This is a genomic window from Hymenobacter cellulosilyticus (assembly GCF_022919215.1).
Classification (GTDB): Bacteria; Bacteroidota; Bacteroidia; order Cytophagales; family Hymenobacteraceae; genus Hymenobacter; species Hymenobacter cellulosilyticus.
Map to the genome: position 1 here is coordinate 483,984 of NZ_CP095046.1, position 26,931 is coordinate 510,914.

Consider the following 26,931-nt stretch of genomic DNA (forward strand, 5'->3'; position numbering starts at 1 on the left):
TGATCCTGACTTTAGCTTATCCTGATGCTGCCCTTATTGCCTCGTGCTGTTCTCGGCTACCTGTTGCTCCTGCTGCTCCTTTCTTCTACGGCCCGTGCCCAAACTACCCCGACTGAGCCCGAGCTGAACACCTTTTACGACCAACTCAACGCCTACCGCACCACTCAGTACCAGCCCCTGCCCGACCTAGAAGCTTTGCGGCTGCCTTCCAGCTTCTCGGGGCCGACCTGCGGGCCCTGCACCTGAACGAGCGCCACATCGTGCGCATTGACTTGGTGTATACCGCCTTTCGCCTGAACCCGACCTTCGACCAACGCCAGCTCAACCTGAGCCGCATCCGCAATTTGGCCGCTTCCCTGCCCGGCTTGCTCCAGGATGAGTCGGTTACCTGGACGCTGGTGGAGCAAACCGGCTGCAACAGTCCCAGCGCCTGCCAACCGTTTTTTCACGGCTTCGTGGTGTACGTGGCCAAGCACTACACCGCCGCCAGCAGCCGGGCCGAGGTAGACAGCCTGACGCGCAAGCTGCGCATCCTGGAAAAGAAGAAGCCCAAAACGGCCAAGAAGACCCAGGGCAAGAAGGTGCCCTGCAACCTGCCTTTCTCCCGCTTTACGGTGCGGCAGATGGCCCGCCGCCTGCACCGCACCTACCAGTGCGCCCAGCGCGCGCCCCAGATTGTCAGGTTTCAGCTGACCGTGGACGCCAAGGGCAACACCCAGCAGGTGCGCTTGCAGCCCACCACCGGCGCGCCCTTCTGCCAGGCCGAGCTGGAGGAAGCCCTGCGCCAGAGCGTGACCTTTACCTCGGGCTTTCCCATCAACCGCCGCATGTTTGCCTTCCAGGTCAAAGGAGCCGTGCGTTTGCCCATGGGCCCGTTTCAGGTGTTTGGCAAGCCCGACCTGGCCATTACCAACTTTGCCCTGACCGACTCGGCCGCCCGCCTCTACCGGGTATTTCTGAAGAAAAAGAACAAGCGCGACTACTGCGAGGCTCGCATGACCAAGGCCGGCGAGCTGCTGGCTTCCACCGATACGACCGCAGCCACCGAGCCGCCCCTGCCCGCCGACGCCAACGTGGTAAACCAGGTGATGCGCCGCCACCCCGAGTGGACCAAGGAAGTAGTGGTGACCGACGTAACGGGCAGCATGTTTCCCTACACCTACGACCTGCTGGCCTGGCTGCAGCTGAACACCCTGCAGGACGAGAAAACCTTCGTGTTCTTCAACGACGGCAACGACACGCCCGACAAGCAGAAAAAAGTCGGCAAAACCGGCGGCCTCTACCACGTGCGCACCGACAGCTACGAGGCCACCAAGAACAAGCTTATCGAGGCCATGAAGGGCGGCGGGGGCGGCGACGCGCCCGAAAACGACATTGAGGCGGTACTCTACGCCCGGCAGCTCACCTCTGACTCCACCGACGTTATCCTGATTGCCGACAACTACACCTTCCCCCGCGACACCAAGCTGCTGAAGAACACCACCGCCCACGTGCGCATCATCCTCTGCGGCGTGCACGACTACATCAACCCCAAGTACCTGGCCCTGGCCCGCAAGCACGGCTTTTCCCTCCACACCATTGAGGGCGACATTCTGGATCTGAGCAAGCTCCTCGACGGCCAGGTTATTACCATTCAGGGCCAGCAGTACCAGGTGACCAAGGACGGCTTCCGGCTGATTCAGAAAACCTAAACCCGGGTAGCTAGTGGCCCAGGGTGCGGCTGCCGCAGAATGGATATATTCGCTACAGAAGGCAATTCTCCCACGTTCATGTGCCGCCCGGGGCGGTTTTAGCTAGCTGCGTATGCAAACCGAAGCCGATGTACTGATAATTGGGGCCGGCCTGGCTGGCCTGGTGGCGGCGGCAGAGCTGGCCGCTGCGGGCAAAAGTGTGCTGCTGCTCGACCAGGAACCCGAGCAGAACATGGGTGGGCAGGCCTTCTGGTCGTTTGGCGGCCTGTTTCTGGTCGACTCGCCCGAGCAGCGCCGCATGCGCATCCGCGACTCCTACGAGCTGGCCCTGTCCGACTGGCTGGGCAACGCCGACTTCGACCGGCCCGAGGACCTGTGGCCCCGGCGCTGGGCCGAGGCTTACGTGGGCTGGGCCGCCGGCGAAAAGCGCAGCTGGCTGCAGCAAATGGGTATTAAGCTGTTTCCGGTGGTGGGCTGGGCCGAGCGCGGCGGCTACGGCGCCCGCGGCCCCGGCAACTCGGTGCCCCGCTTCCACGTGGCCTGGGGCACCGGCACGGGCGTAGTGGCCCCGTTCTCGTACCGGGTGCGGGAAGCCGTAAAAAAGGGCCTGGTCACGCTTAAATTCCGCCACCGCGTGACCGAGCTGACCGTGAAAAACGGCGTGGTAACAGGAGCCCGGGGCGAAGTGCTGGAACCCAGCGCGGCCGAGCGGGGCGCCAGCACGTCCCGGGTAGTCGTGGGGGATTTTGCCTTTCGGGCACGGGCGGTTATCGTCACGGCCGGCGGCATCGGGGCCAACCACGAGCTGGTGCGCCGCAACTGGCCCGCCCGCCTCGGGCCGCCGCCAGCGCACATGCTTTCGGGCGTGCCCGAGCACGTAGATGGCCTCATGCTGGGCATCACCCAGATGGCCGGCGGCCACGTCATCAACGAGGACCGGATGTGGCACTACGTGGAAGGCGTACAGAACTGGAACCCTATCTGGCCCCGGCACGGCATCCGGATTCTGCCCGGGCCCTCCTCCTTGTGGCTTGATGCCCGGGGCTGCCGCCTGCCCGGCCCTTTGTACCCCGGCTTCGATACGCTGGGCACCCTGAAGCACCTGCGGCAGACCGGCTACGACTACAGCTGGTTTATTCTAACCCAGAAAATCATCCGCCACGAGTTTGCCTTGTCGGGCTCGGAGCAAAATCCGGATTTGACCAACAAAAGCTGGCGGCAAACCCTGGGCCGGGCTTTTGGCAAGGGCGCCCCGGCCCCGGTGGAAGCCTTCAAGCAGTACGGCGCCGACTTTCTGGTGCGCAACACCCTGCCCGAGCTGGTGCAGGCCATGAACGAGCTAAGCGGCGAAAACCTGCTCGACTACGCCCAGGTGGAGCAGGAAGTGCGGGCCCGGGATTTGCAGCTCGACAACCCCTTCAGTAAAGACGCCCAGATTACGGCCATCCGCGGGGCCCGCAACTACCTCGGCGACAAGCTCATTCGCACGGCCCCGCCCCACAAGCTGCTCGACCCCACCAAGGGCCCGCTGATTGCGGTGCGCCTGCACGTCATTACCCGCAAAAGCCTCGGCGGCCTGGAAACCGACCTGTCGGGCCGGGTGCTGGGCTCTGCCGGCCAGCCGATTCCGGGCCTGTACGCCGCGGGCGAAATTGCGGGCTTCGGCGGGGCGGCATGCACGGCTACCGGGCCCTGGAAGGCACTTTCCTGGGCGGCTGCTTGTACTCGGGCCGCATTGCCGGCCAGGCCGTGGCCGAGGTGCTGGGGTAGCGCTCAGGCAACCTACCCGCGAGCCGTAGTTAGCAGAGAATGGCTACTGCAGCACGGTCTTGCGCAGGCTGGCCAGTGACTCCCGGAACAGGGCATCGTGCTGCACCAGCAGCTCGTCCATTTTGCGGCCACCCCGGGCGGCAATCTTTTCCAGGGTCATGCCGTCCATGGAGGCGGTGAAGTCGGTGATGCTGCACAGGAGCTGGCCGTCGCGCACCTCAAACACGAAGATGGCCCGGAAAGGCTGCCGGGGCCCCAGCAGCGCCAGGCGCCCGCGCAGCTTGCCCCGCTCCGGCTCGTCAATCAGGGTGCCCAGGGTTACCTGCCCGTTTTTGGCCGTGAGCCACTGCCGGGCACGCCGGTATAGGTCGGCAGGGCTGCTGCCGGGCGCATCGATGACTTCGACGTACTTCACTTTGTGGGTGGTACTGTCGTAGGGGAAATTCCCCAGACCCTTGAAATGGTATTTTTGCGCCGTAGCCGAAAAAGACAGAATTAGCAACGCAATCAGTAAGTAGAGTTTCTTCATTCCCGAAAAATACAATAAAAGTTAATCCCGCAAAACGTATTACACCCATTCTCTATAGCCAGTGCTAGTTTTTTATTACCCAAATACCCTATACCGGCCGTTGACCGGAGAAGAAAGCAAGCATAAGCGAATTGCCTGGATTGAACTATACCAACTTACAGCTAACACTCCGGCCAAGTCCTTAAGCCAATTGTGGTCAGGTGAGGCCAACGCGGTCCGCCCCTGCAAGAGCGGGTAAGTAAGCCGGATATGCTTTTCTTTGGCCGGCCAACTCCTTCCTAGCCGTTATGCCCCTGCGCTGCCCTCTGACCCGCTTTCTGCTGCTTTTGCTTCTGCTCGGCCCGGTCAGCCGCGTGGTCTACGCCCAGGATGCGGAGTACCTTATCCGGATTCCGGACCCTAAAACCCTGGGGAAAGCTACGTCAGTGACCCCGACCACCTGCTGCAGCCTGCCACGGTGCTGGAACTCAATGCCACGCTGCGCCCCTCGACCAGGCCGGCCGGGCCCACATCGACGTGGTGCTCACGCGCAGCATTGGGGAAGAAGTGCCCAAAACGGCCGCCACCACGCTGTTTAACCGTTGGAAAATCGGGGACAGGGAGAAGAACAACGGCCTGCTGATGCTGCTCGTGGACGACCAGCACCGGGTGGAGTTTGAAACCGGCTATGGGCTGGAGGCCGACGTGCCCGACGTGGTGTGCTTCCGCATTCAGCAGCGCTACATGGTGCCTTACCTGCGCGAGGGCAGTACGACGAGGCCGTGCGCCAGGGCGTGGCCGCCCTGATCCGCCAGCTCAACACCGGCCGCAGCGAGCTGCCCGACTCCCTGGCAGCCCAGCAGCTCCCGGCCCTGGGCCTGGCCGGCACAGATTCGGAGCAGCTAAGCGAAATCATGGTGCAGCGGAGCTTCAACGCCTGGGGCGACGGTGAAACTGTGGGAGTAATGGTGGCCGTGGGCTTTCTGGTGCTGCTGGTGCTGTATCTGTGGCTGGGCACCAAGGGCCTCAAGTCCTCCCACCTGATTCTAAGCTTGGGCCTGGTGCTGATTCTGGGCTTGCTGTTTCTGACTGTACACCTAGACTGGGCTTTGCCTCCGGCCCTGTTTATGGCCCTGAGCTACGCCTGGCCCCTGCTGTATGTCCACGGCTACCTGCTGCTTGTAAACCAAGAGCTGGCCCGCGGCTACGCCCGTAAGAGCCGCCACGCCCGCTATACGTTTCTCAACGAAACCCACTACGGCCTGGGCTGGCTGCGCTTCCTGTTTCCGCTGGGCCTGGCCTGGTACTGGCCCCGCTACCAGCGCCGCCTGGCGGCCTTGCGCGAGGAGCCCTACGACTGTCCCGCCTGCGCCGCGCCCATGTACCGCCTCGACGAGCTGCAAGACGACCACGCCCTGCAGCCCGGGCAAGTCACGGAAGAGTTGATTGAAGCCGTGGACTATGACGTGTGGCACTGCCCCGGCTGCCACCACCAGATTACGCTCGACTACGCCAACCTGAGCACCGACGCGGAGCCCTGCCCGGAGTGCCACCACCGCACCTTTCAGCCCCAGCCCGATGAGGAAATGCAGGCTGCCACTACTTCGCACGGCGGCTGGGGCTGGCACGTGCACGAGTGCGCCTTCTGCCGCCACGTCAAGAAAGTGCGCTACACTACTTCCAAGCTGTCTTCGTCGAGTTCCTCCTCGTCGGGCGGCTCCTCTTTTTCCTCCGGGGGCTCCTCGTCATCGTCCAGCAGCGGGGGCAGCTCCGGCGGCGGCGGGGCGGGCAGCAGCTGGTAGCGGCGGGCTTGGCAGGGAGCAAGGCCCGGAAATATGTCGCAAAAGGCCCGTTGGTTGGCGCATTTGGCCTGCTGCGGTGGGTAGAGCGGCATTTATCTTTGGCTTTCACCAGACTCAGGCTTTAACCAACTACCAACCAACCATGCGCAAACTCAAGCTCCAGGTGCAAATAACCGTCGACGGGTTTATCGGCGGCCCCAACGGAGAAATGGACTGGATGACCTTCAACTGGGATGAGGCCCTGCTCGGCTACGTGCAGGCTCTGACCGACCCGGTCGACTGCATCGTGCTGGGCCGCAAACTGGCTGAGGGTTTTATTCCCCACTGGGCCGGCGTGGCCGCCAACCCCGAAGCCCCGGATTACGCGGCCGGCCAGAAATTCACGGCTACGCCCAAGGTCGTTTTTTCCCGCACCCTGCGCGAGTCGCCGTGGGCCAACACGATACTGGCCACCGGGAGCTGGCCGCCGAAATCACCCAGCTCAAGCAGCGGGCCGGCCAGGACATCATAGCCTACGGCGGGGCCACGTTCGTATCGGGCTTGCTTGGGGCTGGCCTGGTTGATGAGTTGCACCTGTTCGTCAACCCCGTGGCTATTGGCCGCGGCCTCAGTATCTTTCAGGGTCTGGAGCGGCCCCTGGGCCTGACGTTGGTGAAGTCCACGGCTTTTGCCTGCGGCATCGTGGCCCAGCACTACGAGCCCGTCCGCGGCTAAGCCGTTTTCCTACTCCAAGCCTCAGTGCCGGTTTTCTAGCTGGTGCCCCACCTCGTTGCAACACCGCCCTGAATGCCCAACCTTCTGATCCGTCTTGCCCTGCTGGCTGCTACCGGCCTGGCTCCCGCCTTAACCAGCATGGCCCAACAGGCGGGCCCGAACGACCCCTCGGCCGCCGAGCTCAAAAAGAATCTGGCTGTCATCGAGGCCAGCACCGAGTTTGAAGACGAGGCCTGGGAAGGGCTGATGAAGGAAACGAGCCGCAAGCTGATCCTCTACCTGCGCACCCACGAGGTATCGGCGGCCGCAGCCAAGAATATGGGCTTGGAGTTGTCGGCTGACTCCAAAGATGCCGCTCACCTCAAGGTGTTCACCTATTCTTACAGCTCGGGCGGCACGCGGGGCACCGTACACCGGCCCGTGTACCAGTGGAAAAACGCGGCCGGCCAGCTCTTTGCCTACCACCCCGACCAAGAGTGCTTTTTCTACGAGATTCATAAGCTCAATACAGCTGGCCGCACGCTCTACTTGCTGCTGGGCCAGGAAAAAGGCGACGGCCGCTGCCTGGCCAGTGAAGCCTATGTGCTGGAACTGAAGGGCAACTACCTGCTGCTCGATAACGCGGCCTTCGGCCAAAGCCCCGGACTGGTGCTCTGCAACGTGGATATGACTTTTCAGGCCGCCCAGCAGGCCCTGCGCATCAGCCTGACTGAACATCAAGACCCGATAGACGAAGAAGCCCGCACCGACTTTGCCAGATCGTTGCTCAGTGGTGGCTACCGCGTCCGGCGCGGTGCCAAAAGCGTGGTGCTACAGCTAAGTGCCGCCCGCTTCGTGCAAAAGCCTTAGGGTAGCTTCCCGTTCGCGCCGGCTGGGCCTCCGGGAAAAATACTAGCTTGGGGCCTCACTTATCTATTCTACCCGCTATGTCAGAACAAGAGCAAGAGCACGAACCGGAAAAGACGCCCGCCGGTGGGCCCATCCTGCGCTACGAGGACGTGGAGCCGGCCCGTTCAGCCTGGCGTCCGGCGACGAGGCGACCATCGAGGCCATTACAGCCCACATTGAGCAGCACGTGGGCCCGGTCAGCAGCGTGTTTCACGAAATCATTTCCGACAAGGTTCACCTCGACGTGCACGTGGTAGACCCCAGCAAAGACTTCCCGTTCTACACCTTGGTTACCTCCGGCATGAGCGACCTGCCCATGGCGGTGCCCGAGGGCGAGGAAGAGGCCCGCTACGCCGAGCTCTGCGTGCTGCTGCCCAGCACCTGGCAAATGCCCGAGACGGGGGCACGTTTGAGGACGATGACTACTACTGGCCCATCGGCTGGATGAAGTTTCTGGCCCGCTTCCCGCACGAGTACCACACCTGGCTGGGCGTTGGCCACACCATTCCCAACGGGGAAGAAGCCGCTCCTTTTGCCGACACTACCAAGCTGGGCTGCCTGCTGCTGCTGCCTTCCCTGAGCCTGCCCGAAGCTTTCCGGGAGCTAAAAATCAGCGAGGAGAAGACCATCAATTTCCACTGCCTGTACTTTATCTACCGGGAGGAAATGAACCTGAAGATGGAAAAAGGCGTGGACGCTCTGATTGATAAGTTCGAGGAGTTCGGCATCTCCGACGTGCTCGACGTGGACCGGCCCAACACAATGAAGAAGAAAGGCTTTATGGGCCTGTGGTAACGCCTCCTTCGGCCGTACAAGCAGAAACGGCGGATGCTCCCGGAGCGTCCGCCGTTTTTATGGGCAATAATGCAGCACCAAGCGGCTCGGTCGGCGTCTTGCTTTCGGGGCCGGAAAACCAGGAGAGCGGAACACTACTGCTTGGGCATTTTAGCTACGTCTTCCAGGGTCAGGACCTTGTAGGTTACGCCAAGCCGGGTGGCATTCTGCTCCACCGTATTGGTAAAGCCGGCCTGCTTGCGGCGCTGATTCACCTGGGCCGCGTTCTGAATGGGCCACACAAAGGCCGGCTGCCCGTTGTAGCCCGTTACCTGAGTGCCGTAGAGCTGCTCCTTGCCTTCGGTCATCAGCTGGCGGTCCAGCATCATGGCGTAGCGGGAAAACGGCAGCTCCCCTTTTTCAGCAGCAGCTTTTATTAGCGGCAGGTACTGGGGGATGGTGGCCGGGTTGTGCTGGATTACGTGCCACACGGCCTCGTTGGTAGGCGTGCCCACCAAGGTCTTGCCCGGGTAGCCATACTGTTTCAGCAGCACCTGCACCCGGGCCAGATTGGTTTTGTCGGTTTGCACCATCCGGTCCATGATGGTTTTGTTCAGCTCGGCCTTGGGCACCCCCAGCACTGCGGCCAGCGAATCGGGGTTGCGGCTCTGCTGCGGGTCAAACAGCATCTCCCGGTAGCGCTGGTCCACGGCGTAGATGCTGTCCAGCTCGTGCTTGAGCTGGGGGTTGAGCTTGGGAGCCTGGGCCGCGGCGGGCAGGGCCAGCCCACTAAGTAAGGCTACACGCAGAATGTGCTTCATGCTGATAAGGCTAGACGAAGGATGCACCAATAAGAGTTGATAGTAAGGGGAGACAAAGTAGCACCTTCGGGTGGCAAGCCCGGCAAATACTGCCCGGAAAGCTCACTACCAAAGCGCCAAGCCGCTGAAGCTACAAGATGCTCCCGCCGCTTGGCGCTTTACTGCCTGACTCAGCCCAGTTCTGTCTGCCTTAGCTGATGGGCTGCAACAGGCGGTTCCAGCGGATTTTGTGGAGCAGGTCGGCGTACTGGTCCAGGGAATACAGCACGAACATGGCCTTGCCCACCAGGTGGTCTTCGGGCACGAAGCCCCAGAAGCGGGAATCCTCAGAGTTGTGGCGGTTGTCGCCCATCATGAAGTAATAGTTCTGCCGGATGGTGTAGCGCGTCAGGGCCGGCCGTGCTGGTAAATCATGCCCTGCTGCCAGCTAATGCCCTCGTTGTGCTCATACTGGGCCACGATGGTATAATACATGGCCGCGTTGGCGGGCGTGAGCGTGATGGTCTGCCCCCGGCGGGGCACGGCCAGAGGACCATAGTCATCGAGCTGCCACTCCTGAGGCTGGCGGCTGGGCGCGGCAGCAGGGTTGTGGAAGTCGGCCACGACCGGAAACAGGCGGACCGGGTACTCGGGTACGGTCAGGGCCTGCACGTAGGGCTGGCGGCGGAAGTAGTCGGCCGTGGCGGACGAGCAGCTGATATAGAAGCCAGTGCGGCCGGTGGCTGGGTCGGTGCTGGCGCGCGGAACGCCGTCGGGCTCGTAGTAATCTACCACGCCGTGCTCGTGCAGGGCCTGGCGCACGGCATCGTCGGGGTTGTTTACCTGCATAAAGTAGGTGTTCTGCAACTGACCGGCCACCGCCCCCGGCCGGCCGTTGAGAAACACCTGCCCCGGCGAATTTCCAGGGTATCACCGGCCACGGCCACGCAGCGCTTAATCAGGTTGGTGCGCATGTCGGCGGGCCGCTGCTGCTCGTGGGGGACATGGAACACCACCACGTCATTGCGCTTCACTTCCGAGAAGCCCGGCAGGCGGAACGAAGGCAGCTGAATGGCGTCGGAGTAGCTTTGCGGGCCTTTTTCCCAGAATGTCTGGTGGGTCAGGGGCACTTGCAGGGGCGTTTGGGGCGTGCGGGCCCCGTAGTGCAGCTTGCTTACTACCAGACAGTCGCCTACCAGCAAGGAGCCTTCCATGCTGGGCGTCGGGATGGTGTAGGCCTCGGCCGCCGACCAGCGGACAAACGTGGCCACGGCCACGGCGAAAACCACACTGTCGCGCCATTCGCGGGCCAGGCTTTTGGGTTGGGCCGGTGAAGCAGCGCCGCGGCGCCCGAATCGAAAGAAGCTCATAGGGTTGGGAGGTGAAAGTGGAAGGTGTGCTGGGCTAGATGGACCGTAAGGCTCCGGGGTTGCCTGGCCTGCAGTGACCAGGTGGAGCCAGCAAGCCCAGCAAACATGCTCCAGAATCTATACTCGGGTCTTAACGCCGGTTTGCCGGTTTCTGGTGTGTGCCCGGCTCGGCTGGCGGGGCCACGTAGGCAGCAGGCCCAAAACCCTGACATCCGGGGCGGCGGGCATTAAAATCCTTGACCCTTATTTTAATGTAACAGCCTCTATAGCAGCGCGTATAGAAAAACTCAACCTTTATACCAACCCGCTATGCATGTCAAACTTAACGCTCTATTCCTCGTCGCGGCCCTGGGCCTTGTAGCTTGTGACAAAGACGACGACGCTACCGAAGAGCCGGACAACGGTAGTTTTCCCACCGAAACCCTCACGGCCAGCCCCACCACCATCCGCGTCAGCGACCTGCCCGCGCCCTTCGCCAGCCAGTCGGTGACCAACTACCCGCAGGTGCTCAATGAGCGGCCCGCCAATGCCCGGCTGAAGGTGCCCAGGGCTACGCCGCCAACATCTTTGCCGATGACCTGCCCCAGGGCCGCTGGATGGCGGTGGCTCCCAACGGCGACCTATTCGTGGCCCAGATGATGCTCAACCAGATTATGGTGCTGCGCGACACCAACGGCGACGGCCGGGCCGATGAACGCTCCGTGTGGGCCACCGGCGGCCCCCTGAGCCGCCCCCTGGGCATGGCCTTCAACGGCAACTACTTCTACGTGGCTACCTCCGGCGCCATTCTGCGCTACGACTATACCACCGGCCAGAAGCAGGCTACGGGGCAGCCCACCCAGCTGGCCGAGCTGCCCGGCGGCGGCCAGCACCCGGCCCGCTCCCTGCTGATTCACAACAACAAGATGTATGTAGGCATCGGCTCCTCGGAGAATGCCAGCGTGGAAAAAGACGAGCGTCGCACTACCATTCAGGAGTTCAACCTCGATGGCAGCGGCCGGACCACCTACGCCTCGGGCCTGCGCAACCCCCAGGGCATGGGCGTCAATCCGGCCCGGGCCAACGAAATCTGGACGGTGGTGAATGAGCGCGACGGCCTGGGCGACGACCTCGTGCCCGACTACGCCACCGCCGTGCCCCGCGGGGCCTTCTTCGGCTACCCCTGGGCCTACCTGGCCCCCGATAAGCGCGACCCGCGCATCACCGAGCCCGCCCGGCCCAGGTAGCCAGCACCCGCACCCCGAAGTGCTGCTGCGCGCCCACGCCGCCGCCCTGGGCCTGACCTTCTACACCGGCACGGCCTTTCCCGAGGATGCCCGCGGCGACTTATTTCTGGCCATGCGCGGCTCCTGGAACCGCTCGGTGGGCTCGGGCTATAAGGTGGTGCGCGTACGCATGAACGCCGCCGGCCTGCCCGAAACCGCCGCCGCCGACGGCCGCGGTGCCAGCTACGAAGACTTCGTGACCGGCTGGCAGATCAACGAGGGCCAAGCCGCCCCGCCCCAGGTGTGGGGCCGCCCCGTGGGTATCATCACCGGCCCCGACGGCTCCCTGCTCATCGCCGAAGACGGCACCGGCATCGTCTGGCGCGTGAGCTACCGGGGCAATTAGTATTAAGCAGCGCCCCCGCAACAAGAAACAGCACAAGCGGCTGGCGCTCTAGGTAGCGCCAGCCGCTTGTGCTGTTTCAGCCGTTTTCTAATCAGCAACGCTTGTAACGGTTTCTAATCTAAATCAGTCATTTCCTGAGCCTGTCCGCTTGCTGCGGCAGCCTGTTCTCAGCCGACAGCCCTTAAAGCCACTGTTGGCGGTACTACTCGCCTTTGGCCATGGATATGTGAGGCTGATACCACTGATACAGCACTTTTTGCAGCTCCATCAGGGAAATGGGCTGGCCGGCTTCGTTGTAGCCGGTCATGCTCCGCAGGACTTTGCGCTTGGTACGGTCACTGCCTAGCTCGGTGTCGTTTAGCACCGTAGCCAGTTGCTCATAGCGTAGCTGCCCGGTAGGATAGTAGGAATACACAGTTTGGCGCAGGCTGTCGGTGCGGGTGCCCACCCATTTCTCGAACAGGTACTGCCCCACCTGGTCCTGATTCTCATCCAGGTACTGGGCCCGGTAGACGATGTTGCCATTGGCATCGTAGCGGGTTGAGTCCAGCACGGCGGCCCGCCAGCCCTGGGCGGCGCGGCCCGTGTACCGGTTTATCCACAGGCCGGTTTCGGTGAACCGGAAACGACCGTTCGGGCCCTGGGTTATCAGCAGCTGCCCTTGGCACAGGTCCCCGTTTTTGTTGGTGGCCCGCCAGTCTTTCACCAGCCTACCCTGTTGCTCCACCAGGCCCTGTTCAGATTTGCTCAAGCTGTGGTGGTACCAGTAGTCCTCGGTGGTTTTGTAGGGACTGAAAACGGTGCAGCCCGATAAGCCGGTCAGGGCGGCGAGAATACAGCAGACGATGCGCACAGATAAGGAAGATGAAGCAGTGGAAGGTAGCTGGCCGATGCCTTTACCTTTCGTGAAAGTAAGTGCTGCACCTCAACTATGCACTACCGCGCTGGGCGTCACCGGCCGGGTCAGTAACCTTTTCCTGGCGCTAGGGCTGGATGACGAAAGCCTGCAGCTCGGCCATCTTCCCGTCGCGGAAGCGCCAGACGTCGCAATAGGCGTACTCCACCACTTTTCCGCTTTCGTCGGGCAGGGTAATGGAGCCCAGGGCCGTTACGAAATCATCTTCGGCAATGAGGTGCTTGACCATAAACACGGGCGGCTGCTCATAGGCCGTGGCCATCCAGCGGCGCACCGCCTCCTTGCCCCGCAACGTCTGCTCGCCCACGAAAGTCCACTCGGTGTCGTCGGTGCAGTGCGCCAGGAACCCTCATTATCACCGGCCATAATGGCCGCGTTGGCCTTTTCCAAAATCTGCTTGTTGGTTTCGGGCATGGTAGTTTCAATCAGGTGGACAGAAGATGTCATTCAAAAACAGAGCAGGCTACGTACCGTTTCCTGCTCACGTTGTTATGGGTGCTGATCTACAAGTATGTTTTAGCAGTCGGCATGGCTAAACCTGGTAAGAGCGGGTTGGGTAACAACCGATGAGCAGCCCCTGCAGCTCCAGCCGCTTGCTACGATTTTAGGAACCGTAGCGCAACCCCTAGCTTTAGGGCTATGGAAGCACTGTTTCACATGGTTTTTACCTTGTTCAAGGTTTCGATTCAGGCTTCGGTGTACGCCACGCTGCTGCTGGGGCTTGTGCGCCTCTACGGACGCCGCAACCCTACCCACCCCCTGGTGCTGGCCAGCCGCCATGCCAGGCGCTTTTGGTGGGTCAGTGGGTTTCTGGTGTCGGTGGCCTTGGTCGGGTTTTCCTGCACCTACTGGGGCTACCACGGCTTTGGCGACTCCGCCTGCGTCCCCCTGGGCCACGGGGAGGCCATGGAGGAAATGAATGGCGTCACAACTTATTTCAAGCCTGTCCAGCAGCTTTCCGGCTACGAGGATGCCGGCGAAGTGCTGACCTACCAGGTGCGCCACGACATGCTGTGCGCCGTCTTAGCCCCTGATAGTGCCTACTACACCTACAACCTGGATTCCAAGACCAGCCAGCTGTTTGCCGACCGCGCCGACTATGAGTCCTACGCCCGCGGCCACGACCTGCCCCGGCCCGACGAGTTTGAAGGTTTCAAGCGGCACTACCGCCGCTACTGGGGCGGTTGGCGGTTCTGGCTGCTGGCCTAGCCGCAGCTCCTTTCCGACGACAAAAAGGGGCTGTAGAGCGACGACAAGCAGTAGTACCGCCCGATTATTCCGTCCTTTGATTACCGCTTTCTTTGACTTTGGCTCCCAGTATGCCCCTGCGTTATTTTCTGCTCCGCGCCCTGGTTTTATTGACTTTATTCAGTGCGCCGGGCCGACAAGCCGCCGCGCAGGCCTCGCTCGACCGGCTGCCGGGCCCCTTTGATCGTGAGGGCCACTACGTCAGTGACCCCAACAAATTCCTGAAGCCGGCTACCATCCGCTACCTCGAGGCCAACCTGTACGCCCTCGACATGCACCACAAGGCCCATATTCAGGTGGTGATGGTGCGCAGCATCGGGAAGGCAACTCCCCATAAGGCCGCGGCCAAGCTGTTTGACCGGTGGAAAATCGAGAAAACGTACCGGCACAACGGCCTGCTGGTGCTGGTGGTGCAGGACCAGGGCTGGGTGGAGTTTTACATCAGCAGCGGCCTGCAGCAAACGCTCACCCTGGACGATTGCAAACGGGTTGGGAGGCGCTACATGGTGCTCGCCCTGCAACAGAAGAAGTACGACAAGGCCATCCGCAGCGGGGTTGACTCGCTGATCCACAACGTGGCGCCTGACTTCCGGCTCTTTAACCCGGATGCCGGCGAGGTTGCGGAGGCTTTTCCGCCCGATGTTGCCACACTGGCCCGTATCCAGGAGCAGGATTCGCTAGCTCGTATCCAGGAGCAGGACTCGCTGGCGGCAGCGAAACTGGCCTTCGCTGACCGGTCCGGGCCCGGCAACTGGAGGGGCGATGGTATGCTGGTGTTCTTCAGCGTCGTGCTTATGTTCGTGACAACCGGCGTACTACTCAGTATCAAGCACGTTCCGGTAGTATTGAAGGTGCTCGTGAGCGGGGTCAGCTTGTGGATATTAGCGCAGGTAATTAGGGTCTCGGATGAACATGCCACAGTGCCGTCGTCCGAGCCGCTTGCCTGGACCTACGGCTGGTCGATGGCGGCCGTCAGCTTGCACCTGCTCGTTATCCGGTACCGCTACCGCCAAGAATACGCCGGTGCCAGCCGCATCGAGCAGTACACGTATCTGGTGAAGGCCCACCGCCGCCTGGGCTTTCTGCGCTTCATGATGCCCATTCCGCTGGTGCTGTACTGGATTGGGCACCGCCGGCAGCTCAGCACCCTGCGCAACGAGCCCTACCAGTGCCCGGAATGCACGGGCAGCATGTACCGCCTCGCCAAGAACGTGGAGCACAACGTACTGCAGCCCAGCCAAAAGGTGGAGGAATCTATCAAGGCCCTCGACTACGACGCCTGGGAATGCTACGACTGCCAGCATCACCTGGTGCTGGGCTACCTCTACCCCAAAACCAAGGCGAAAGAGTGCCCCAACTGCTCGCACACCACCCTGCAACGCAAGTCCCGCGAGGTTGTGGAGCGCGGCAACCGCCGGCACCGAACCTGGGGCTGGATCATCTGGGAGTGCGCCTTTTGCCAGCACATTGAGCGCGTCTACTTCGAGGAGCTTGGTACCCAGACCTCCTCACACCGCCACCATCACCACCATCACCATCATCACGACCACCACGACGACCATTGCTAGTCCTGGCCGCCGCCCCGCTCGCCCGGCCGCGGGCGGCAAGTCGAGTGACGGAGCACCCTTATTACGGCATAAAGAAACGGCCGGCGCTTTGGTAGCGCCGGCCGTTTGTTGTTCTTGTTTGCCTGGTTTTTTTACGCAGCCAATGTGGGGCGGTGGGCCGCCACGGCAGCCTTGTCCTCTTCCAGAGAAGTGCTGCGGCTTTGGGTTTCCTTCAGGGCACTTTGGCCCAGCACCACTTTCACCCCACCACGCTTGCGTTGCTGGGCCAGGATGTCGCCGCGCCGGTCATCGTCCTTGCGCCGGGCATCCATGGTGCGCTCATACTCGGTGCTGCCCTCGGTAAGGGTGGCTAGGTAGCTGTCGTGGTTGGCAATGCGCACGTTGAGGCCCTTCAGCTCATCGTTTAGCTCGGTGGCCCGCTCACTGCCCACCTCGTCCTGATAATCATAGTTCGACTCCTTGTTTTCGAGGCGCCGAATGCGCTTGTCCAATTCGGTAGTCACGGCGTCGCACTGGGCGCGGGTGAGCAGCAATTTTACATCAATGGCCATAAATAAGGTAGTAAAAAGAAGGATAGTAAAAACGGCAGGACCACCCTGCCGCTTAATAATATTACATTGTTGTTATATATTATTTATAAGTTTTTAAAAATAAATATCCAAACACCCCTCATCCTTACAATACTCTTAACAACAGCCCCTCAGCGACAGTAGCGCGAGCGTTGGCTATGCCTACCTTCGGTGGTAGTTTGCGTACCCCGCGCCGTTAGCAGTAAGTCGTCTTTAAAGGATACAGGATAGTCGTGCTAGCCGCGAACTACACCGTTGGCGCTACGGCATCCGGCGGCGAGCCCAGCAGGCGCAGCAAAGCAGCAGCCTCATCGAGCAAGAGCTGGCGGCGCAGCGCCAGGTGGGCCCGCGCCAGCGGCCCCGGCCGCGGGGCAGGGCCGCCACATCGGCCTCGATGCGGGCCAGCCAGGTTTCTTCCTCGGCCGGGTCGTAGTCGGGTCCGGCGTCAAGGGTGGGGTAGCCAACGCCAGGCGCAGGGCCGCCACCCCCTGCCGCCGGCGCAGCAGGGCCTCGTCCTGCAAAGCCAGGGTTTCGAGCTGAAACGCAAGCTGCCGGGCCAGATGCTCGCAGCGCCGCACCCGCCGCCGCAGCAGCTCGGCTTCCCGCGCTTCCTTGGCCGTACGGGCTCCCCGCGGGGGCAAAGGCGGCAAAGCCTCGGGCGCAGGCAACGCCGGCCCCCGCGGGGGCAGCAGGTCGGAGAGCCGCCGCAGCCGGGCTTCGGCCTGGGGCGAGAAGTTGCGCCGTCCGGCTTCCACGGCTTGCACTTGGGCGCTATTCACGCCCAGCCACCGCCCCAACTCCACCTGACTAAGGGCAAAGTGCCGCCGCACGTAGGCAGCGGTGCCTTCGGAAAAAGAAGTAGGAGTACGCAGCATCGGGTTGGCCGCGGGCAGAATAGCCCCTGCTCCGCCGCTTGGCACCTAAAGTAAGCATCGGGGTGAGTGAGTTATACAATCGATATTTTTTTTTCGATTGTGTAACTCTGAGTACAAGGCCGTTTGGAATCGCCTCGCGGCACTCGCTCGGCTATGCTGAGTGAGTGTCATGCCTGAGAGTGGCTATGCCGCGAATCCGCCTGCGAGCTACTCCAACAACCGCAGCCGCGCGCAGCAGAGCTGTGGGAGCGTAGGCAGCACGCAGCACAGCCAAGCGACTGCATATGGTAAGTGATGAATTGCCCAGCATGAGTATTTAAACGCTCCTACTATAAACATATATTTGTCATCAAGCACTTCTTAATATAGGACTTTTACATTTTTTCACTTCCCCATACTTCACAAATGATAGTAGCACTACATCTTAGGCATTTTAAAATTTACAAAGGGATACATTTTATTCCTTTATCAAATGGTGAAAAATTTTGCAGCTTAATAGGGGAAAATGGAACTGGGAAAAGCTCAATATTGGAATCAATTGATTTCATAATAAACAAGAGGGATGTAAAAGAATGGCCTATAAATAATGACGCCAAAGCTAAAGGGGGAATAAAAGGTTCAAATAGTCCTTTTATAACACCTACCTTTTTGATTAAGAAAGACACCTTAAGACAATCCACGATAGAGGATGCTAAACATTTTAAAACAGCTCAACGCATATCAAAACAATTATGGGATTCAACTATAAAATCTACATCTAAAACATCTGATGGATTCAACGAATATAGAAATAGTTTAGCCTCACGATACAGCAAAGATGATTATTTACTTGTGATGATAGGAAAAAGAGCAAATGAGCCAGGAATATATTTTGGACCCATTCATTACGAATTAGGATTTTTTAATTCAGAAGGCAAACATAATGAAGTAGAACTTCAAAAGTCGTTCGATGGATTTTACGAATATATTATATCCCACTACGCATATCTATACATACCTGTTGAAACAGATGCTCAAATGTATACTAAATTAGAAACCCAAGATATGCAAAAATTAATGGACAAAAATATACACAAAGAAATTGAAAAAGCAATAACTACCAAGGTATTAAAAGGAATAAATATTGAACTAAATAAATTTGTTGAAGATATAGAAGCAACTCTTGAATCTTATCAATACAAGGGGAAAAGCAAAAACTCTTTGACAATGCCCGACCTTATTTCAAAGATTATTGAAGCCTACTTTTCAATAAAGGTTTTGAATAAGAAGGCAAATGACTCTCCTTTGGTTGCAGTTTATGATCTTAGTTCAGGAGAAAAGCGTAAAGCACTTATTGACGTAGCGTATTCGTTTTTAGTAAGAAACCAAGAAAGGGACAAGCAGATAATACTTGCAGTCGATGAACCAGATGCTTCATTACATGTATCTGCATGCTATGAGCAATTTTCTAAATTGTTTGAACTTGCTCGACTCGGACATCAAATAATAATAACAACACATTGGTATGGCTATTTACCGGTTATCTCTGAAGGATCAGCTACATCAATGAAAAAACCACTCCAAATGAAGTAGGTATCAATTTTTTCGATTTATATAATTACAGAGAGAAGATATCACAGGATAGAAAAAAATTAAAGAGTGCTCTTCCATACGACATAACCATCAAAAGTCACAATGATTTAATACAAGCAATAACATATTCATTATTAGGCGAAACAACATATAACTGGTTAATATGCGAGGGCATATCAGAAAAAATATATTTTGAATACATTTTTTCTGATAAAATAAAACAAAACAATTTACGTATACTACCAGTAGGTGGATACAAAGAAGTAAAAAGGATATACGAAAGCTTAATTTCACCAATGAATGATCCAGATTACGTTATAAAAGGCACAGTATATTGCTTAATAGATACGGACACTGAAATTCTCAAAGTAGAAGTAAAAAGCTTCAAAAATTTGTTTTTTAAGCGACTATTAAACAAAGAGAGCGGAACAGAATTAGTCAATGTAGATAACAACACCAGCACTCCACCCACAGAAATAGAAGATTGCCTCAATCCAAGAATTTACTACGAAACATTAAAACACTTCACAGACAAAGATACAGATATAGAAAAAATATTAAATGACAATGAATACAATCAAGACGCCAAAAATTCCAGCGAAGTATTTGATCTTAAAGACAGCGAAAAAAAATTAATAAAGGGGTTCTTTGATAAAGAACAAGGAGAAAACAAAGTGACGTTTGCAAAAAAATATATAGAAATATCTAAAACTGAAAAATTCAAAAATGAAGAAGACCCAAAATGGATACTTGAGATGAAGTCAGCGTTCAAAGAGAAATCTTTCAAAGAATCAAAAATAAAACAAGACTCAAGTACAAAAGAGCAACTACCCAAACAAGGCAACGAACTGGCGAGAAAAGATCAAGAAAGCAACAATAAAGAAAATAATCATGATATAAATAATAAAGAAATAATTTCTAATAGTAATACAACTAATAAAGAGATTATATACCAAGAAGACGATATCGAGGAAATAAATTATCAGGAAGATGAAGTGATTGAAGATTTCACGGAAGACAATAGTGAAATAAATCTTGATCCAGAAGACAACTTTTAACACACAAAAGCGGCTGAAGCTCCCCAGAGCTCCAGCCGCTTTTGCGTTACTGCCTTTCGGCTTCCTAATCAGCAACGCTGGTGACGGTTTCCACTCTATACCAGCCGTTTCCTAAGTCGCTCCGCTTGCTGATAGTTGTCCGGGGCAGCCTGCTGCTGAGCAGAGCCGGGTTCGGCAGGTACACGATTGCCAGGCATTTGCTTTGCCAGTCACTGCCGCCGCAGCCGAATGAGAAGTGGATGGTTGAATCCGGCATGACCCTCAGCCCGGTGATGGGCTCCAGGCGGAACAGCGTCTTTACCGCCGCCAAATCCCGGGCGCTATCCACCTCGGCGGCCGATAAGCTAAGTGCTGTCCTAAGCTCCTTCGCGTGCTGCTGATACCGATGAAATACCCCGAGCGCAGCACCGCGGCAGCGGCCTGCTGGTATTCGTGCCGGTAAGTCGGGAAGTGGGTTTGCGGCGCCGCCGGGGCACCACAGGCCGTGCACCCGACCACGGCCAGAAATAAGGGGTATACCTTCTTCATGGAACATTTGCTTACGGCTAATAAACGCAAAAGCGCCCGAAGCTTCGGGCGCTTTGCTGTTTCCACCTTCCGGTCGGACCAGAATTACATATGAATGGCCCGGTTCTCGGTGGCGGCGAGGCAGGCTTCCTTCATGGCTTCGGCGTAGGTGGGGTGGGCGTGGCTCATGCGGGCCACGTCCTCGGCCGAGGCGCGGAACTCCATGGCCGTCACGGCTTCGGCAATGAGGTCGGCGATGCGGGGCCAATCATGTGGACGCCCAGGATTTCGTCGGTTTCCTTGTCGGCCAGTACCTTCACGAAGCCGTCGAGGTCCATGGAGGCGCGGGCGCGGCCCGAGGCGCGGAAGGGGAAGGAGCCGGTTTTGTAGGCCTTGCCCTGCTCCTTGAGCTGCTCTTCGGTGTAGCCCACGCCGGCCACCTCGGGCCAGGTGTAGACCACGCCGGGAATCAGCAGATAGTTCACGTGGGGCTTCTGCCCGGCCAGGGTCTCGGCCACAAACACGCCTTCTTCCTCTGCCTTGTGGGCCAGCATGGCGCCCCGAATCACGTCGCCGATGGCGTAGATGCCGGGCACAGAGGTTTGCAGGTGCTCATCCACCTTAATGCGGCCACGCTCTTCCATTTCGATACCGGCGGCTTCCAGGTTGAGGCCCGCGGTGTAGGGCACGCGGCCCACGGCCACCAGGCAGTAGTCGCCCTCGAACTTCACTTCCTCGCCCTTGGGGTTGAGGGCCGTTACGGTCACGGCGTCGCCCTCACGGGTAGCGCCTGTTACCTTGTGGCTGAGGAAAAACTCGATGCCGATCTTGCCCAGGATGCGCTTGAGCTCTTTGCCCAGGGCGCGGTCCATGGTCGGAATCAGGGAATCCATGAACTCCACCACCGACACTTTCGCGCCGAGGCGGGCGTACACGGAAGCCATTTCCAGGCCGATAACGCCGCCGCCAATCACAATCATGTGCTTGGGCACTTCGCGGATGTTCAGGGCCTCGGTGGAGGTGATGATGCGCTCCTTGTCCTGGGCAATGAAGGGCAGCACCGTAGGCTTGGAGCCCGTGGCAATGATGACGTGCTTGGTCTCGATCTGCTGAGCCTCGCCGCCCTCGGTAGGCGTGATGCTGATGTGGTTTTTGTCGACAAACGAGCCCACGCCGCGCAGCACCTCAATCTTGTTCTTCTTCATCAAGAACTGAATGCCGTCGGTATTGGCCTTCACCACCCCGTTTTTGCGGTCGATGAGCTGGTTCATGTTGATTTGCAAGTCGCTGAGCTCAATGCCGTGCTCCTTGAAGGTGTGGCCGGCATTGTGGAAGTGCTCGGTCGAGTCGAGCAGGGCCTTCGAGGGGATGCAGCCCACGTTGAGGCAGGTACCGCCCAGGGTAGGATACTTCTCAATGAGGGCCGTTTTGAAGCCGAGCTGGGCGCAGCGGATGGCTGCTACATATCCGCCGGGGCCGGAGCCGATGACGGTAACGTCGTATTGGGTCATGCTAAGGTGAATTCGGTGAGAATCAACTGGGGCGAAGGTACGAACGGCGAATTTGTGAAATGGTGAAATTGTGAGTTGATGTTCAGACAGCTTTCCCCGTGTCATTGCGAGCAACGCGAAGCCATCCGTCCTCTGCTAGTGACAACCGCTCTTTTACCAGAAAGCCCTTTAGCTTAACAAGCTATGCCCTACTATGTCTACATCCTGACCAACGCCAGCCATACCGTGCTTTATATCGGCATTACCAACGGCCTAAAGCGCAGAATTCACGAACATAAAACAGGATTACATCCCGGCATACAACGCGAACAAGCTGGTGTATTGGGAGCAGTTCGCCGATGTAAAAGCCGCCATAGACCGGGAAAAGCAGCTTAAGGCCGGGTCAAGGCAGAAGAAGTTGGATTTGATTAATGGGTTCAACCCTGAGTGGCAAGAACTGTTTGATATACTGGACTAACAATCGTGTCATTGCGAGGAAGAATGACGAAGCAATCCGTCCTCTGAAATGTGCCGAGTTACCTGAAGTGAAAAGCCCTTTACTATCTGTGGTAGTAAAGGGCTTTCTCGGTAAAGGACGCAACTACCTTCGCAGAGGACGGATGGCCGCGCTTCGCTCGCCATGACACGGAAAAGGAAAAGGCTTTCCAGGTGAGGGCCAGGACTACTTTCGTAGAGGACGGATTGCCTCAGCATTCAGCCTCGCAAAGACACCATACAACCCCTACCGCGGGGGCCTAGGTTTTGCAGGCGCTGCCGGGCGTTCTGGTTGGCGGGATTCAGCTGCAGGGAGCGGCGGTAGTGGGTAATGGCCGCTTGGATGTCGTGGTTTTTCTCGTCGGCTTCACCCAGGCTGTCGAAGAGGTTGGCGTCATTAGGGTAAAGCTCCGTGCCGAGGGCGAAGATGGCCCGGGCGGCGGCCGGGTTGCGGGCTTCGCGCAGGAGCTGGTAGCCCCAGGTGTTCAGCTCACCTTCCGACAACGCAAACGCCGGCTCCTGCTGCTGCAGCTGGCGGTAGATTTCCGGGGCTTTATCGAATCCTTCCTGGGCCAGGGCCGCCGCGAAGCCCGCCTGAGTGGGCACGGGGCCGGACCGAGCGGGCAGGTGGTAAAGCCGGGCCATGTGGGCCGGTACGCCATTCTGCGCGGGCGTGCGGTCCAGAAACTGGCGGCCGGTGGCGGCATCCTTCAGGTGGGCGTTGAGGAACTCCAGGGTGTAGCGGCAGGTCCAGTGGTAAGCCGCCTCGACCTCCGCGCGGGAATACTCCGCGAAGTGCGCCGGTTCGGCCACGCGCAGAGCAATGGTCGAAAAGTCGATGTGCTCCATCGGGTTCATGACCACGTGGTAGAGGTCAGAGTACTTGGCTTCGTTCAGCAGAATGCCCGTCGTCTGCATGCCTTTGGCGCTGAGCTCCCGCACCGACTCGGAGCGGCGCTGCACGTACAGCCACGGTACGGTCAGGCGCACGCGCGACACAGGCTTGGTGTCCTCCTGGGCTTTGGTACCATCAAAGCTGACAATGGCACCAATGCGCGAATCTTGCGTGGCCGCCAGGGCATTGGCCAGGCCGCCCCAGCTCCAGCCGGCGGCAGCCACGTGAGCCAGGTCGGCTTGGGGCAGGGTGTGGGCGTAGGACAGCAGAAACTGGATATCCCGCGCCTGGGTACCGAGCCCTTCAGCGTCGAAGTTCATGTCCTTGGTGCGCGTACCCAGGCTGCGGCTGGCCAGCACCACGTAGCCGTAGCTGGCGAGATACTCGCACAGGTCGGCGGCTTCGTGGGCCGTGCCCCCACCGCCGGCGGCATAAATGACCACCGGAAACTTGCCCGCCGCGGCCGAGGCATTCCGCACGGCCCACATGCGCTGATCAAAGAGTTGCTGCGCCTGCTTGGGGCCTACTTGGGCGGCAGCCCACTGCAGCTTGTCGGCCAAAAAGGCGGCAGCTTCCGCATCGGTGCGGGCGAAGTTGTCGTCGGTGGCCTCGGTGCGCAGGTAATCGGCATAGCGGATGGGGGTCCCGCCTTTCTGGGCCGGATACCACACCAGCGTTTGGATAGGTCGTGCCAGCTCGCCGGTGGTTGGTTTCCCGGTTACGGCGTCGGTACGGCCTTTATAAGCCCGGGCGTAATCGTATTGCTGCACCACGCGGAAGCCCACGGCATGAGGACCTTGCTTGAGGTCAGCAAAGCCCGAGGCCGCCCGGGCAACGGAGGCGCAGAAAATCAGAATAAGGAATAGAAAGGTGCGAATCATTAGGCAACAGGAATGAAAAGGAGCCCAATGATACGACTTCCCATTTCGCCACTTAGTCCACCAACACGCCGATGTAGTAGTTGAACGTGTCGACTTCGAGGTTGTCCTTGGTAGCGCCGGGCAGGCTGATTTCCTGGAAGCGGGTGCCGGGCTGAATAAAGCCGTACTGCCCACCTTTGAGGCGCACCCGCACGGGCATGTCGAAGTCGGGCACGTTGGCGACCCAGCGCACCAGCACCTTGCCCTCTTCCTGGCGGATTTCCAGGGTCGGGATGCTGCCGTAGCGCAGGTACTGGTCGAATACCTTCGTCAGATTCTTGCCGCTTTGCTGGTTGATGTAGCCCACGATTTGCTCGGTGGTAACGGTCTGGTGGTAGAACTGCTGGCCCAGGCCCCGCAGAATCTGCCGCCACTTCTCGTCGTCGTTGACGATGGTACGCACCATGTTGAGCAGGTTGGAGCCCTTGTCGTACATGTCGCCGGAGCCTTCCTGGTTGACACCGTAGGGCCCGATGATGGGGCCGTCGTTCTGGATATTGCGCCGCTGCCCGTGCAGGTACTCCTGACCGGCGGGCTTGCCAAACTGGCTTTCCGTAAACAGCGCCTCGGAGTACGTGGTAAAGCTTTCGTGCACCCACATGTCGGCAATGTCCTTGGAGGTGATGTTGTTGCCAAACCACTCGTGCCCACTTTCGTGGATGATGATAAAGTCCCACTTCAAGCCCCAGCCCGTGGCCGACCGGTCGTGGCCGAGGTAGCCGTTCTGGTACTTGTTGCCGTAGGCCACGGCGCTCTGGTGCTCCATGCCCAGGTGGGGCGCATCGACAAGCTTGTAGCCGTCCTCGTAAAATGGATAAGGGCCAAACCAGTGCTCCAGCGACTTCAGCATGGGCTTCACGTTGGCGGCAAAGTGAGTTTTGGCCTTGCCCAGGTTTTCGCGCAGCACCCAGTACTCCAGGCTGAGTTTGCCCTTTTCCCCGGTGTAGCTGTCCGAAAAGCTGGTGTAGTCGCCCACGTTCAAAGCCACGTCGTAGTTGTTGATGGGGTTGCGCACGGCCCAGTCGAAGCGGGTGAGGCCGCCCTTGAGCTTGGTGGTTTTGCGCAGCCGCCCGTTTGAGACATCCTTCAGCCCCTGCGGCACCGTCACGCTGATGAGCATGCTGTCCACCTCGTCGCTCTGGTGGTCTTTGTTGGGCCACCAGGCGCTGGCGCCCAGGCCCTGCACGGCCGTAGCCACCCAGGGCTTGCCGTTGGCATCTTTGGTAAACACCAGGCCCCCGTCCCAGGGTGCGCGCTCAGCCACCCGGGGCTTGCCAGCATAGAAGACCGTAAACTCATCCTGGCTGCCCTTGCGAATGGGCTGGGCAAAGGTGACGAACACAGCATTGGCCTCCCGGGTAAAGGGCAGGCTCTGGCCCTTGTACACCACTTTCTCCACCGTCAGGTTGGCAAACAAGTCGAACTGCAGGCGGGTGAAGTCCTGGGTGGCCGTGAAGCGGAACAGGTTGGAGCCGCTCAGGGAACGGTCGTCGATGTTGAGCTTGACGTCGAGGTGGTAGTAGTTGATGTCGTAGCAGGTGCGCAGGGGCGTGAGCGTGCCGCGCAGGGAGTCGGCGCGGGTGGCCTTGGGGTTGGCTTGCAGCAACTGGGCCGAGGCCGTCGGGATAAGGCCGATCAGTGCGGCAACAAGGGATAAGGAACGAAGCATAGTAGTTGGAAAACGGGAGCAATACGGCAGGTAACAGACTCGGCAGCGGCCCTAAGGTTGCCAAAGCAGCGCAGGAACAGCTCAAAGGTAGACCGGCTATAGTTGGCGCTTTCCCGGGCGGCAGGTTCGCAAAAGTAGCGGACCGCAAGTTTTGGGTGGGCGGGGCCGGAGTTTGCCGTAGGTTTGCGGCCAGACTTGCTTTGCTATATGCCTGCTACTACCACTCCTTCCCGCGCCGCCATCCTCGGGCTTTTGCCATCGTCTACATCGTCTGGGGCTCCACGTATTTGGGCATCCGCTTCGCCATTGATAGTATGCCGCCCCTGCTCATGGCCGGTTCGCGCTACTTGCTGGCTGGCCTGATTCTTTACACGTTTATGCGCCTGCGCGGCGAGGCGGCGCCTACCCGGCAGGGCTGGGCCACGGCCGTTATCATCGGCATCTGCCTGCTGACTTTCGGCAACGGCGGCGTGACATTAGGCGAGCAGTACATTCCCTCGGGCATGACTTCCCTGCTGGTAGCCACGGTGCCCATGTTTCTGGCGCTGCTGGGTTGGATGAGTGGAGTAGCGGCCCGGCCCACGCTGCGGGTGGCGCTGGGCTTGGCACTGGGTCTAGGCGGGGTGTATCTGCTGGCTCGCACGCCGGGCGTGAGTCACGTGGCTATTCCCGGCCACGAGGCCATTGGTATTGCCCTGGTGCTGGTGGCGGCCTTGGTGTGGGCCATTGGCTCTTTGTATTCCAAGAAAAAGCAGGCGGCTTCCTCCCCTTTCCTGGCCGGCGGCATGCAGATGATTTGCGGCGGACTCACCATGCTCCTCATCGGGCTGGTGCGCGGCGAAGCCACCGGCTTCGAGCTAGCCGCCGTGACCACCAAGTCGTGGATAGCCTATGCTTATCTGGTGACCCTGGGTTCCATCGTGGCTTTTTCGGCGTACATCTGGCTGCTACGGGCAGTTGAACCGGCTCTGGCAGGTACCTACGCCTTCGTTAATCCCGTAGTAGCCGTTCTGCTGGGCTGGGCCTTTGCCGGCGAGCAGCTTACTACGGGTATGCTGGGCGGCGCGGCGCTGATTGTGGCGGCCGTGATTTTAGTGGTGCTGGGCGGCCGTCAAAAAAGCAGTTCGTAGAAATAGTTGGGCTAGCTGAAACATAGGCTAAAACGCTTTGGCAACCTGTGCAAACGTTTTTTCATACCCTTATTCCTATTTTTTATAATAA

The 26,931-nt window shown here is 58.9% G+C and carries 30 protein-coding genes and 2 pseudogenes; 19 read left to right on the forward strand and 13 right to left on the reverse strand.

The genetic code is table 11. From position 1 onward, the window contains the following. Positions 1-24: 24 nt before the first annotated feature. The 3 genes from MUN79_RS02380 (at position 25) to MUN79_RS02390 (ending at position 3,540) form a co-directional block, all read left to right on the forward strand. Positions 25-246 (forward strand): hypothetical protein, encoded by a 222-nt coding sequence (locus MUN79_RS02380; protein WP_244676217.1) that lies wholly within the window; start codon positions 25-27, stop codon positions 244-246. Positions 247-260: 14 nt separating this feature from the next. Continuing rightward, the gene (locus MUN79_RS02385; protein ID WP_244676218.1) at positions 261-1,691 is read left to right on the forward strand and encodes a hypothetical protein; all 1,431 of its coding nucleotides are present in this window, start codon (positions 261-263) and stop codon (positions 1,689-1,691) included. A 112-nt stretch (positions 1,692-1,803) separates the two neighbouring features. Next, positions 1,804-3,540, forward strand: a complete 1,737-nt coding sequence (locus tag MUN79_RS02390) for an FAD-binding dehydrogenase (RefSeq protein ID WP_244676219.1) — start codon at positions 1,804-1,806, stop codon at positions 3,538-3,540. Here MUN79_RS02390 and MUN79_RS02395 read toward each other — a convergent pair. Then, positions 3,505-3,990: a DUF4468 domain-containing protein gene (locus MUN79_RS02395; RefSeq protein WP_244676220.1), complete on the reverse strand. Its 486-nt coding sequence runs from the start codon at positions 3,988-3,990 to the stop codon at positions 3,505-3,507. The two genes, MUN79_RS02390 and MUN79_RS02395, sit on opposite strands and share 36 nt — an antisense overlap. 498 nt (positions 3,991-4,488) lie before the next feature. On the opposite strand from MUN79_RS02395, the pseudogene MUN79_RS02400 reads away from it, so the two are divergent. From MUN79_RS02400 to MUN79_RS29820, 7 genes and pseudogenes are all read left to right on the forward strand, one after another. Then, positions 4,489-4,776: pseudogene (locus MUN79_RS02400) on the forward strand (TPM domain-containing protein); the annotation flags it as partial. After that, positions 4,752-5,771 carry a zinc ribbon-containing protein gene (locus MUN79_RS02405; RefSeq protein ID WP_244676222.1) on the forward strand — a complete coding sequence of 340 codons (1,020 nt, stop codon included), beginning with the start codon at positions 4,752-4,754 and terminating at the stop codon, positions 5,769-5,771. The pseudogene MUN79_RS02400 and the gene MUN79_RS02405, both read left to right, overlap by 25 nt. 142 nt (positions 5,772-5,913) lie before the next feature. Further along, on the forward strand, positions 5,914-6,282 hold the full coding sequence (locus MUN79_RS29805) for a dihydrofolate reductase family protein (RefSeq protein WP_262922974.1): 369 nt from the start codon (positions 5,914-5,916) through the stop codon (positions 6,280-6,282). Continuing rightward, positions 6,201-6,485, forward strand: a complete 285-nt coding sequence (locus MUN79_RS29810) for a dihydrofolate reductase family protein (protein ID WP_262922975.1) — start codon at positions 6,201-6,203, stop codon at positions 6,483-6,485. Before MUN79_RS29805 ends, MUN79_RS29810 begins: the two co-directional genes overlap by 82 nt. A 72-nt stretch (positions 6,486-6,557) precedes the next feature. Then, positions 6,558-7,334, forward strand: coding sequence for a hypothetical protein (locus MUN79_RS02415; RefSeq protein WP_244676223.1), 777 nt, complete (start codon positions 6,558-6,560; stop codon positions 7,332-7,334). 244 nt (positions 7,335-7,578) lie between these two features. Continuing rightward, complete coding sequence (locus MUN79_RS29815; RefSeq protein WP_262922976.1) at positions 7,579-7,821, forward strand: suppressor of fused domain protein; 243 nt, start codon at positions 7,579-7,581, stop codon at positions 7,819-7,821. Then, on the forward strand, positions 7,818-8,168 hold the full coding sequence (locus tag MUN79_RS29820) for a suppressor of fused domain protein (RefSeq protein ID WP_262922977.1): 351 nt from the start codon (positions 7,818-7,820) through the stop codon (positions 8,166-8,168). The genes MUN79_RS29815 and MUN79_RS29820 overlap by 4 nt, the downstream gene beginning before the upstream one ends. 134 nt (positions 8,169-8,302) lie before the next feature. On the opposite strand, the gene MUN79_RS02425 is transcribed toward MUN79_RS29820, so the two are convergent. From MUN79_RS02425 to lepB, 4 genes are all read right to left on the reverse strand, one after another. Beyond that, on the reverse strand, positions 8,303-8,968 hold the full coding sequence (locus tag MUN79_RS02425) for a DUF6624 domain-containing protein (RefSeq protein WP_244676224.1): 666 nt from the start codon (positions 8,966-8,968) through the stop codon (positions 8,303-8,305). 190 nt (positions 8,969-9,158) lie between these two features. Next, positions 9,159-9,323, reverse strand: a complete 165-nt coding sequence (locus MUN79_RS02430) for a S26 family signal peptidase (protein WP_244676225.1) — start codon at positions 9,321-9,323, stop codon at positions 9,159-9,161. Between the two features lie 32 nt (positions 9,324-9,355). Continuing rightward, a complete protein-coding gene (locus tag MUN79_RS02435) occupies positions 9,356-9,796 on the reverse strand; it encodes a hypothetical protein (protein ID WP_244678419.1) in 441 nt (146 codons plus the stop codon). Beyond that, positions 9,787-10,317 carry a signal peptidase I gene (lepB, locus tag MUN79_RS02440; RefSeq protein ID WP_311136636.1) on the reverse strand — a complete coding sequence of 177 codons (531 nt, stop codon included), beginning with the start codon at positions 10,315-10,317 and terminating at the stop codon, positions 9,787-9,789. The genes MUN79_RS02435 and lepB overlap by 10 nt, the downstream gene beginning before the upstream one ends. A gap of 309 nt (positions 10,318-10,626) precedes the next feature. On the opposite strand from lepB, the gene MUN79_RS02445 reads away from it, so the two are divergent. Genes MUN79_RS02445 through MUN79_RS02455 form a run of 3 tightly spaced genes read left to right on the forward strand, consistent with a single transcriptional unit; the run spans position 10,627 to position 11,928 of the window. After that, complete coding sequence (locus MUN79_RS02445) at positions 10,627-10,956, forward strand: hypothetical protein (protein WP_244676226.1); 330 nt, start codon at positions 10,627-10,629, stop codon at positions 10,954-10,956. Further along, positions 10,914-11,543, forward strand: coding sequence for a PQQ-dependent sugar dehydrogenase (locus tag MUN79_RS02450; protein ID WP_244676227.1), 630 nt, complete (start codon positions 10,914-10,916; stop codon positions 11,541-11,543). The genes MUN79_RS02445 and MUN79_RS02450 overlap by 43 nt, the downstream gene beginning before the upstream one ends. Positions 11,544-11,562: 19 nt before the next feature. Continuing rightward, on the forward strand, positions 11,563-11,928 hold the full coding sequence (locus MUN79_RS02455; protein WP_244676228.1) for a PQQ-dependent sugar dehydrogenase: 366 nt from the start codon (positions 11,563-11,565) through the stop codon (positions 11,926-11,928). Between the two features lie 202 nt (positions 11,929-12,130). On the opposite strand, the gene MUN79_RS02460 is transcribed toward MUN79_RS02455, so the two are convergent. Together MUN79_RS02460 and MUN79_RS02465 are read right to left on the reverse strand one after the other, a co-directional pair. Then, positions 12,131-12,781: a hypothetical protein gene (locus MUN79_RS02460; RefSeq protein WP_244676229.1), complete on the reverse strand. Its 651-nt coding sequence runs from the start codon at positions 12,779-12,781 to the stop codon at positions 12,131-12,133. 130 nt (positions 12,782-12,911) lie between these two features. Then, positions 12,912-13,151 (reverse strand): nuclear transport factor 2 family protein, encoded by a 240-nt coding sequence (locus tag MUN79_RS02465; protein ID WP_244676230.1) that lies wholly within the window; start codon positions 13,149-13,151, stop codon positions 12,912-12,914. A gap of 332 nt (positions 13,152-13,483) precedes the next feature. Between MUN79_RS02465 and MUN79_RS02470 the strand changes: the two genes are divergently transcribed. Then, complete coding sequence (locus tag MUN79_RS02470; RefSeq protein ID WP_244676231.1) at positions 13,484-14,053, forward strand: hypothetical protein; 570 nt, start codon at positions 13,484-13,486, stop codon at positions 14,051-14,053. Between the two features lie 110 nt (positions 14,054-14,163). Continuing rightward, positions 14,164-15,660, forward strand: a complete 1,497-nt coding sequence (locus MUN79_RS02475) for a TPM domain-containing protein (RefSeq protein WP_244676232.1) — start codon at positions 14,164-14,166, stop codon at positions 15,658-15,660. A gap of 131 nt (positions 15,661-15,791) precedes the next feature. Here the strand turns inward: MUN79_RS02475 and MUN79_RS02480 are convergent, their stop codons facing one another. Both MUN79_RS02480 and MUN79_RS02485 read right to left on the reverse strand, forming a co-directional pair. Beyond that, positions 15,792-16,211: a hypothetical protein gene (locus tag MUN79_RS02480; RefSeq protein WP_244676233.1), complete on the reverse strand. Its 420-nt coding sequence runs from the start codon at positions 16,209-16,211 to the stop codon at positions 15,792-15,794. A 326-nt stretch (positions 16,212-16,537) separates the two neighbouring features. Further along, positions 16,538-17,104, reverse strand: a complete 567-nt coding sequence (locus MUN79_RS02485; RefSeq protein ID WP_244676234.1) for a hypothetical protein — start codon at positions 17,102-17,104, stop codon at positions 16,538-16,540. Positions 17,105-17,509: 405 nt separating this feature from the next. Here MUN79_RS02485 and MUN79_RS02490 point away from each other — a divergent pair, with 405 nt between their 5' ends. Both MUN79_RS02490 and MUN79_RS02495 read left to right on the forward strand, forming a co-directional pair. Beyond that, positions 17,510-18,676, forward strand: coding sequence for an AAA family ATPase (locus tag MUN79_RS02490; protein ID WP_244676235.1), 1,167 nt, complete (start codon positions 17,510-17,512; stop codon positions 18,674-18,676). A 296-nt stretch (positions 18,677-18,972) separates the two neighbouring features. After that, positions 18,973-19,734 carry a hypothetical protein gene (locus MUN79_RS02495; RefSeq protein ID WP_244676236.1) on the forward strand — a complete coding sequence of 254 codons (762 nt, stop codon included), beginning with the start codon at positions 18,973-18,975 and terminating at the stop codon, positions 19,732-19,734. Between the two features lie 64 nt (positions 19,735-19,798). Here MUN79_RS02495 and MUN79_RS02500 read toward each other — a convergent pair whose 3' ends face one another. Next, a complete protein-coding gene (locus MUN79_RS02500) occupies positions 19,799-20,269 on the reverse strand; it encodes a hypothetical protein (protein ID WP_244676237.1) in 471 nt (156 codons plus the stop codon). Positions 20,270-20,346: 77 nt separating this feature from the next. Then, positions 20,347-21,752: pseudogene (gene lpdA, locus MUN79_RS02505) on the reverse strand (dihydrolipoyl dehydrogenase). A gap of 183 nt (positions 21,753-21,935) precedes the next feature. Here lpdA and MUN79_RS02510 point away from each other — a divergent pair. Next, a complete protein-coding gene (locus MUN79_RS02510) occupies positions 21,936-22,127 on the forward strand; it encodes a GIY-YIG nuclease family protein (RefSeq protein ID WP_311136637.1) in 192 nt (63 codons plus the stop codon). A gap of 318 nt (positions 22,128-22,445) precedes the next feature. Here the strand turns inward: MUN79_RS02510 and MUN79_RS02515 are convergent, their stop codons facing one another. After that, complete coding sequence (locus tag MUN79_RS02515) at positions 22,446-24,002, reverse strand: dienelactone hydrolase family protein (RefSeq protein WP_244676238.1); 1,557 nt, start codon at positions 24,000-24,002, stop codon at positions 22,446-22,448. Between the two features lie 52 nt (positions 24,003-24,054). Beyond that, the gene (locus MUN79_RS02520; protein ID WP_244676239.1) at positions 24,055-25,710 is read right to left on the reverse strand and encodes a M1 family metallopeptidase; all 1,656 of its coding nucleotides are present in this window, start codon (positions 25,708-25,710) and stop codon (positions 24,055-24,057) included. Between the two features lie 200 nt (positions 25,711-25,910). On the opposite strand from MUN79_RS02520, the gene MUN79_RS02525 reads away from it, so the two are divergent. After that, positions 25,911-26,840, forward strand: a complete 930-nt coding sequence (locus tag MUN79_RS02525) for an EamA family transporter (RefSeq protein WP_244676240.1) — start codon at positions 25,911-25,913, stop codon at positions 26,838-26,840. Positions 26,841-26,931: the final 91 nt, after the last annotated feature.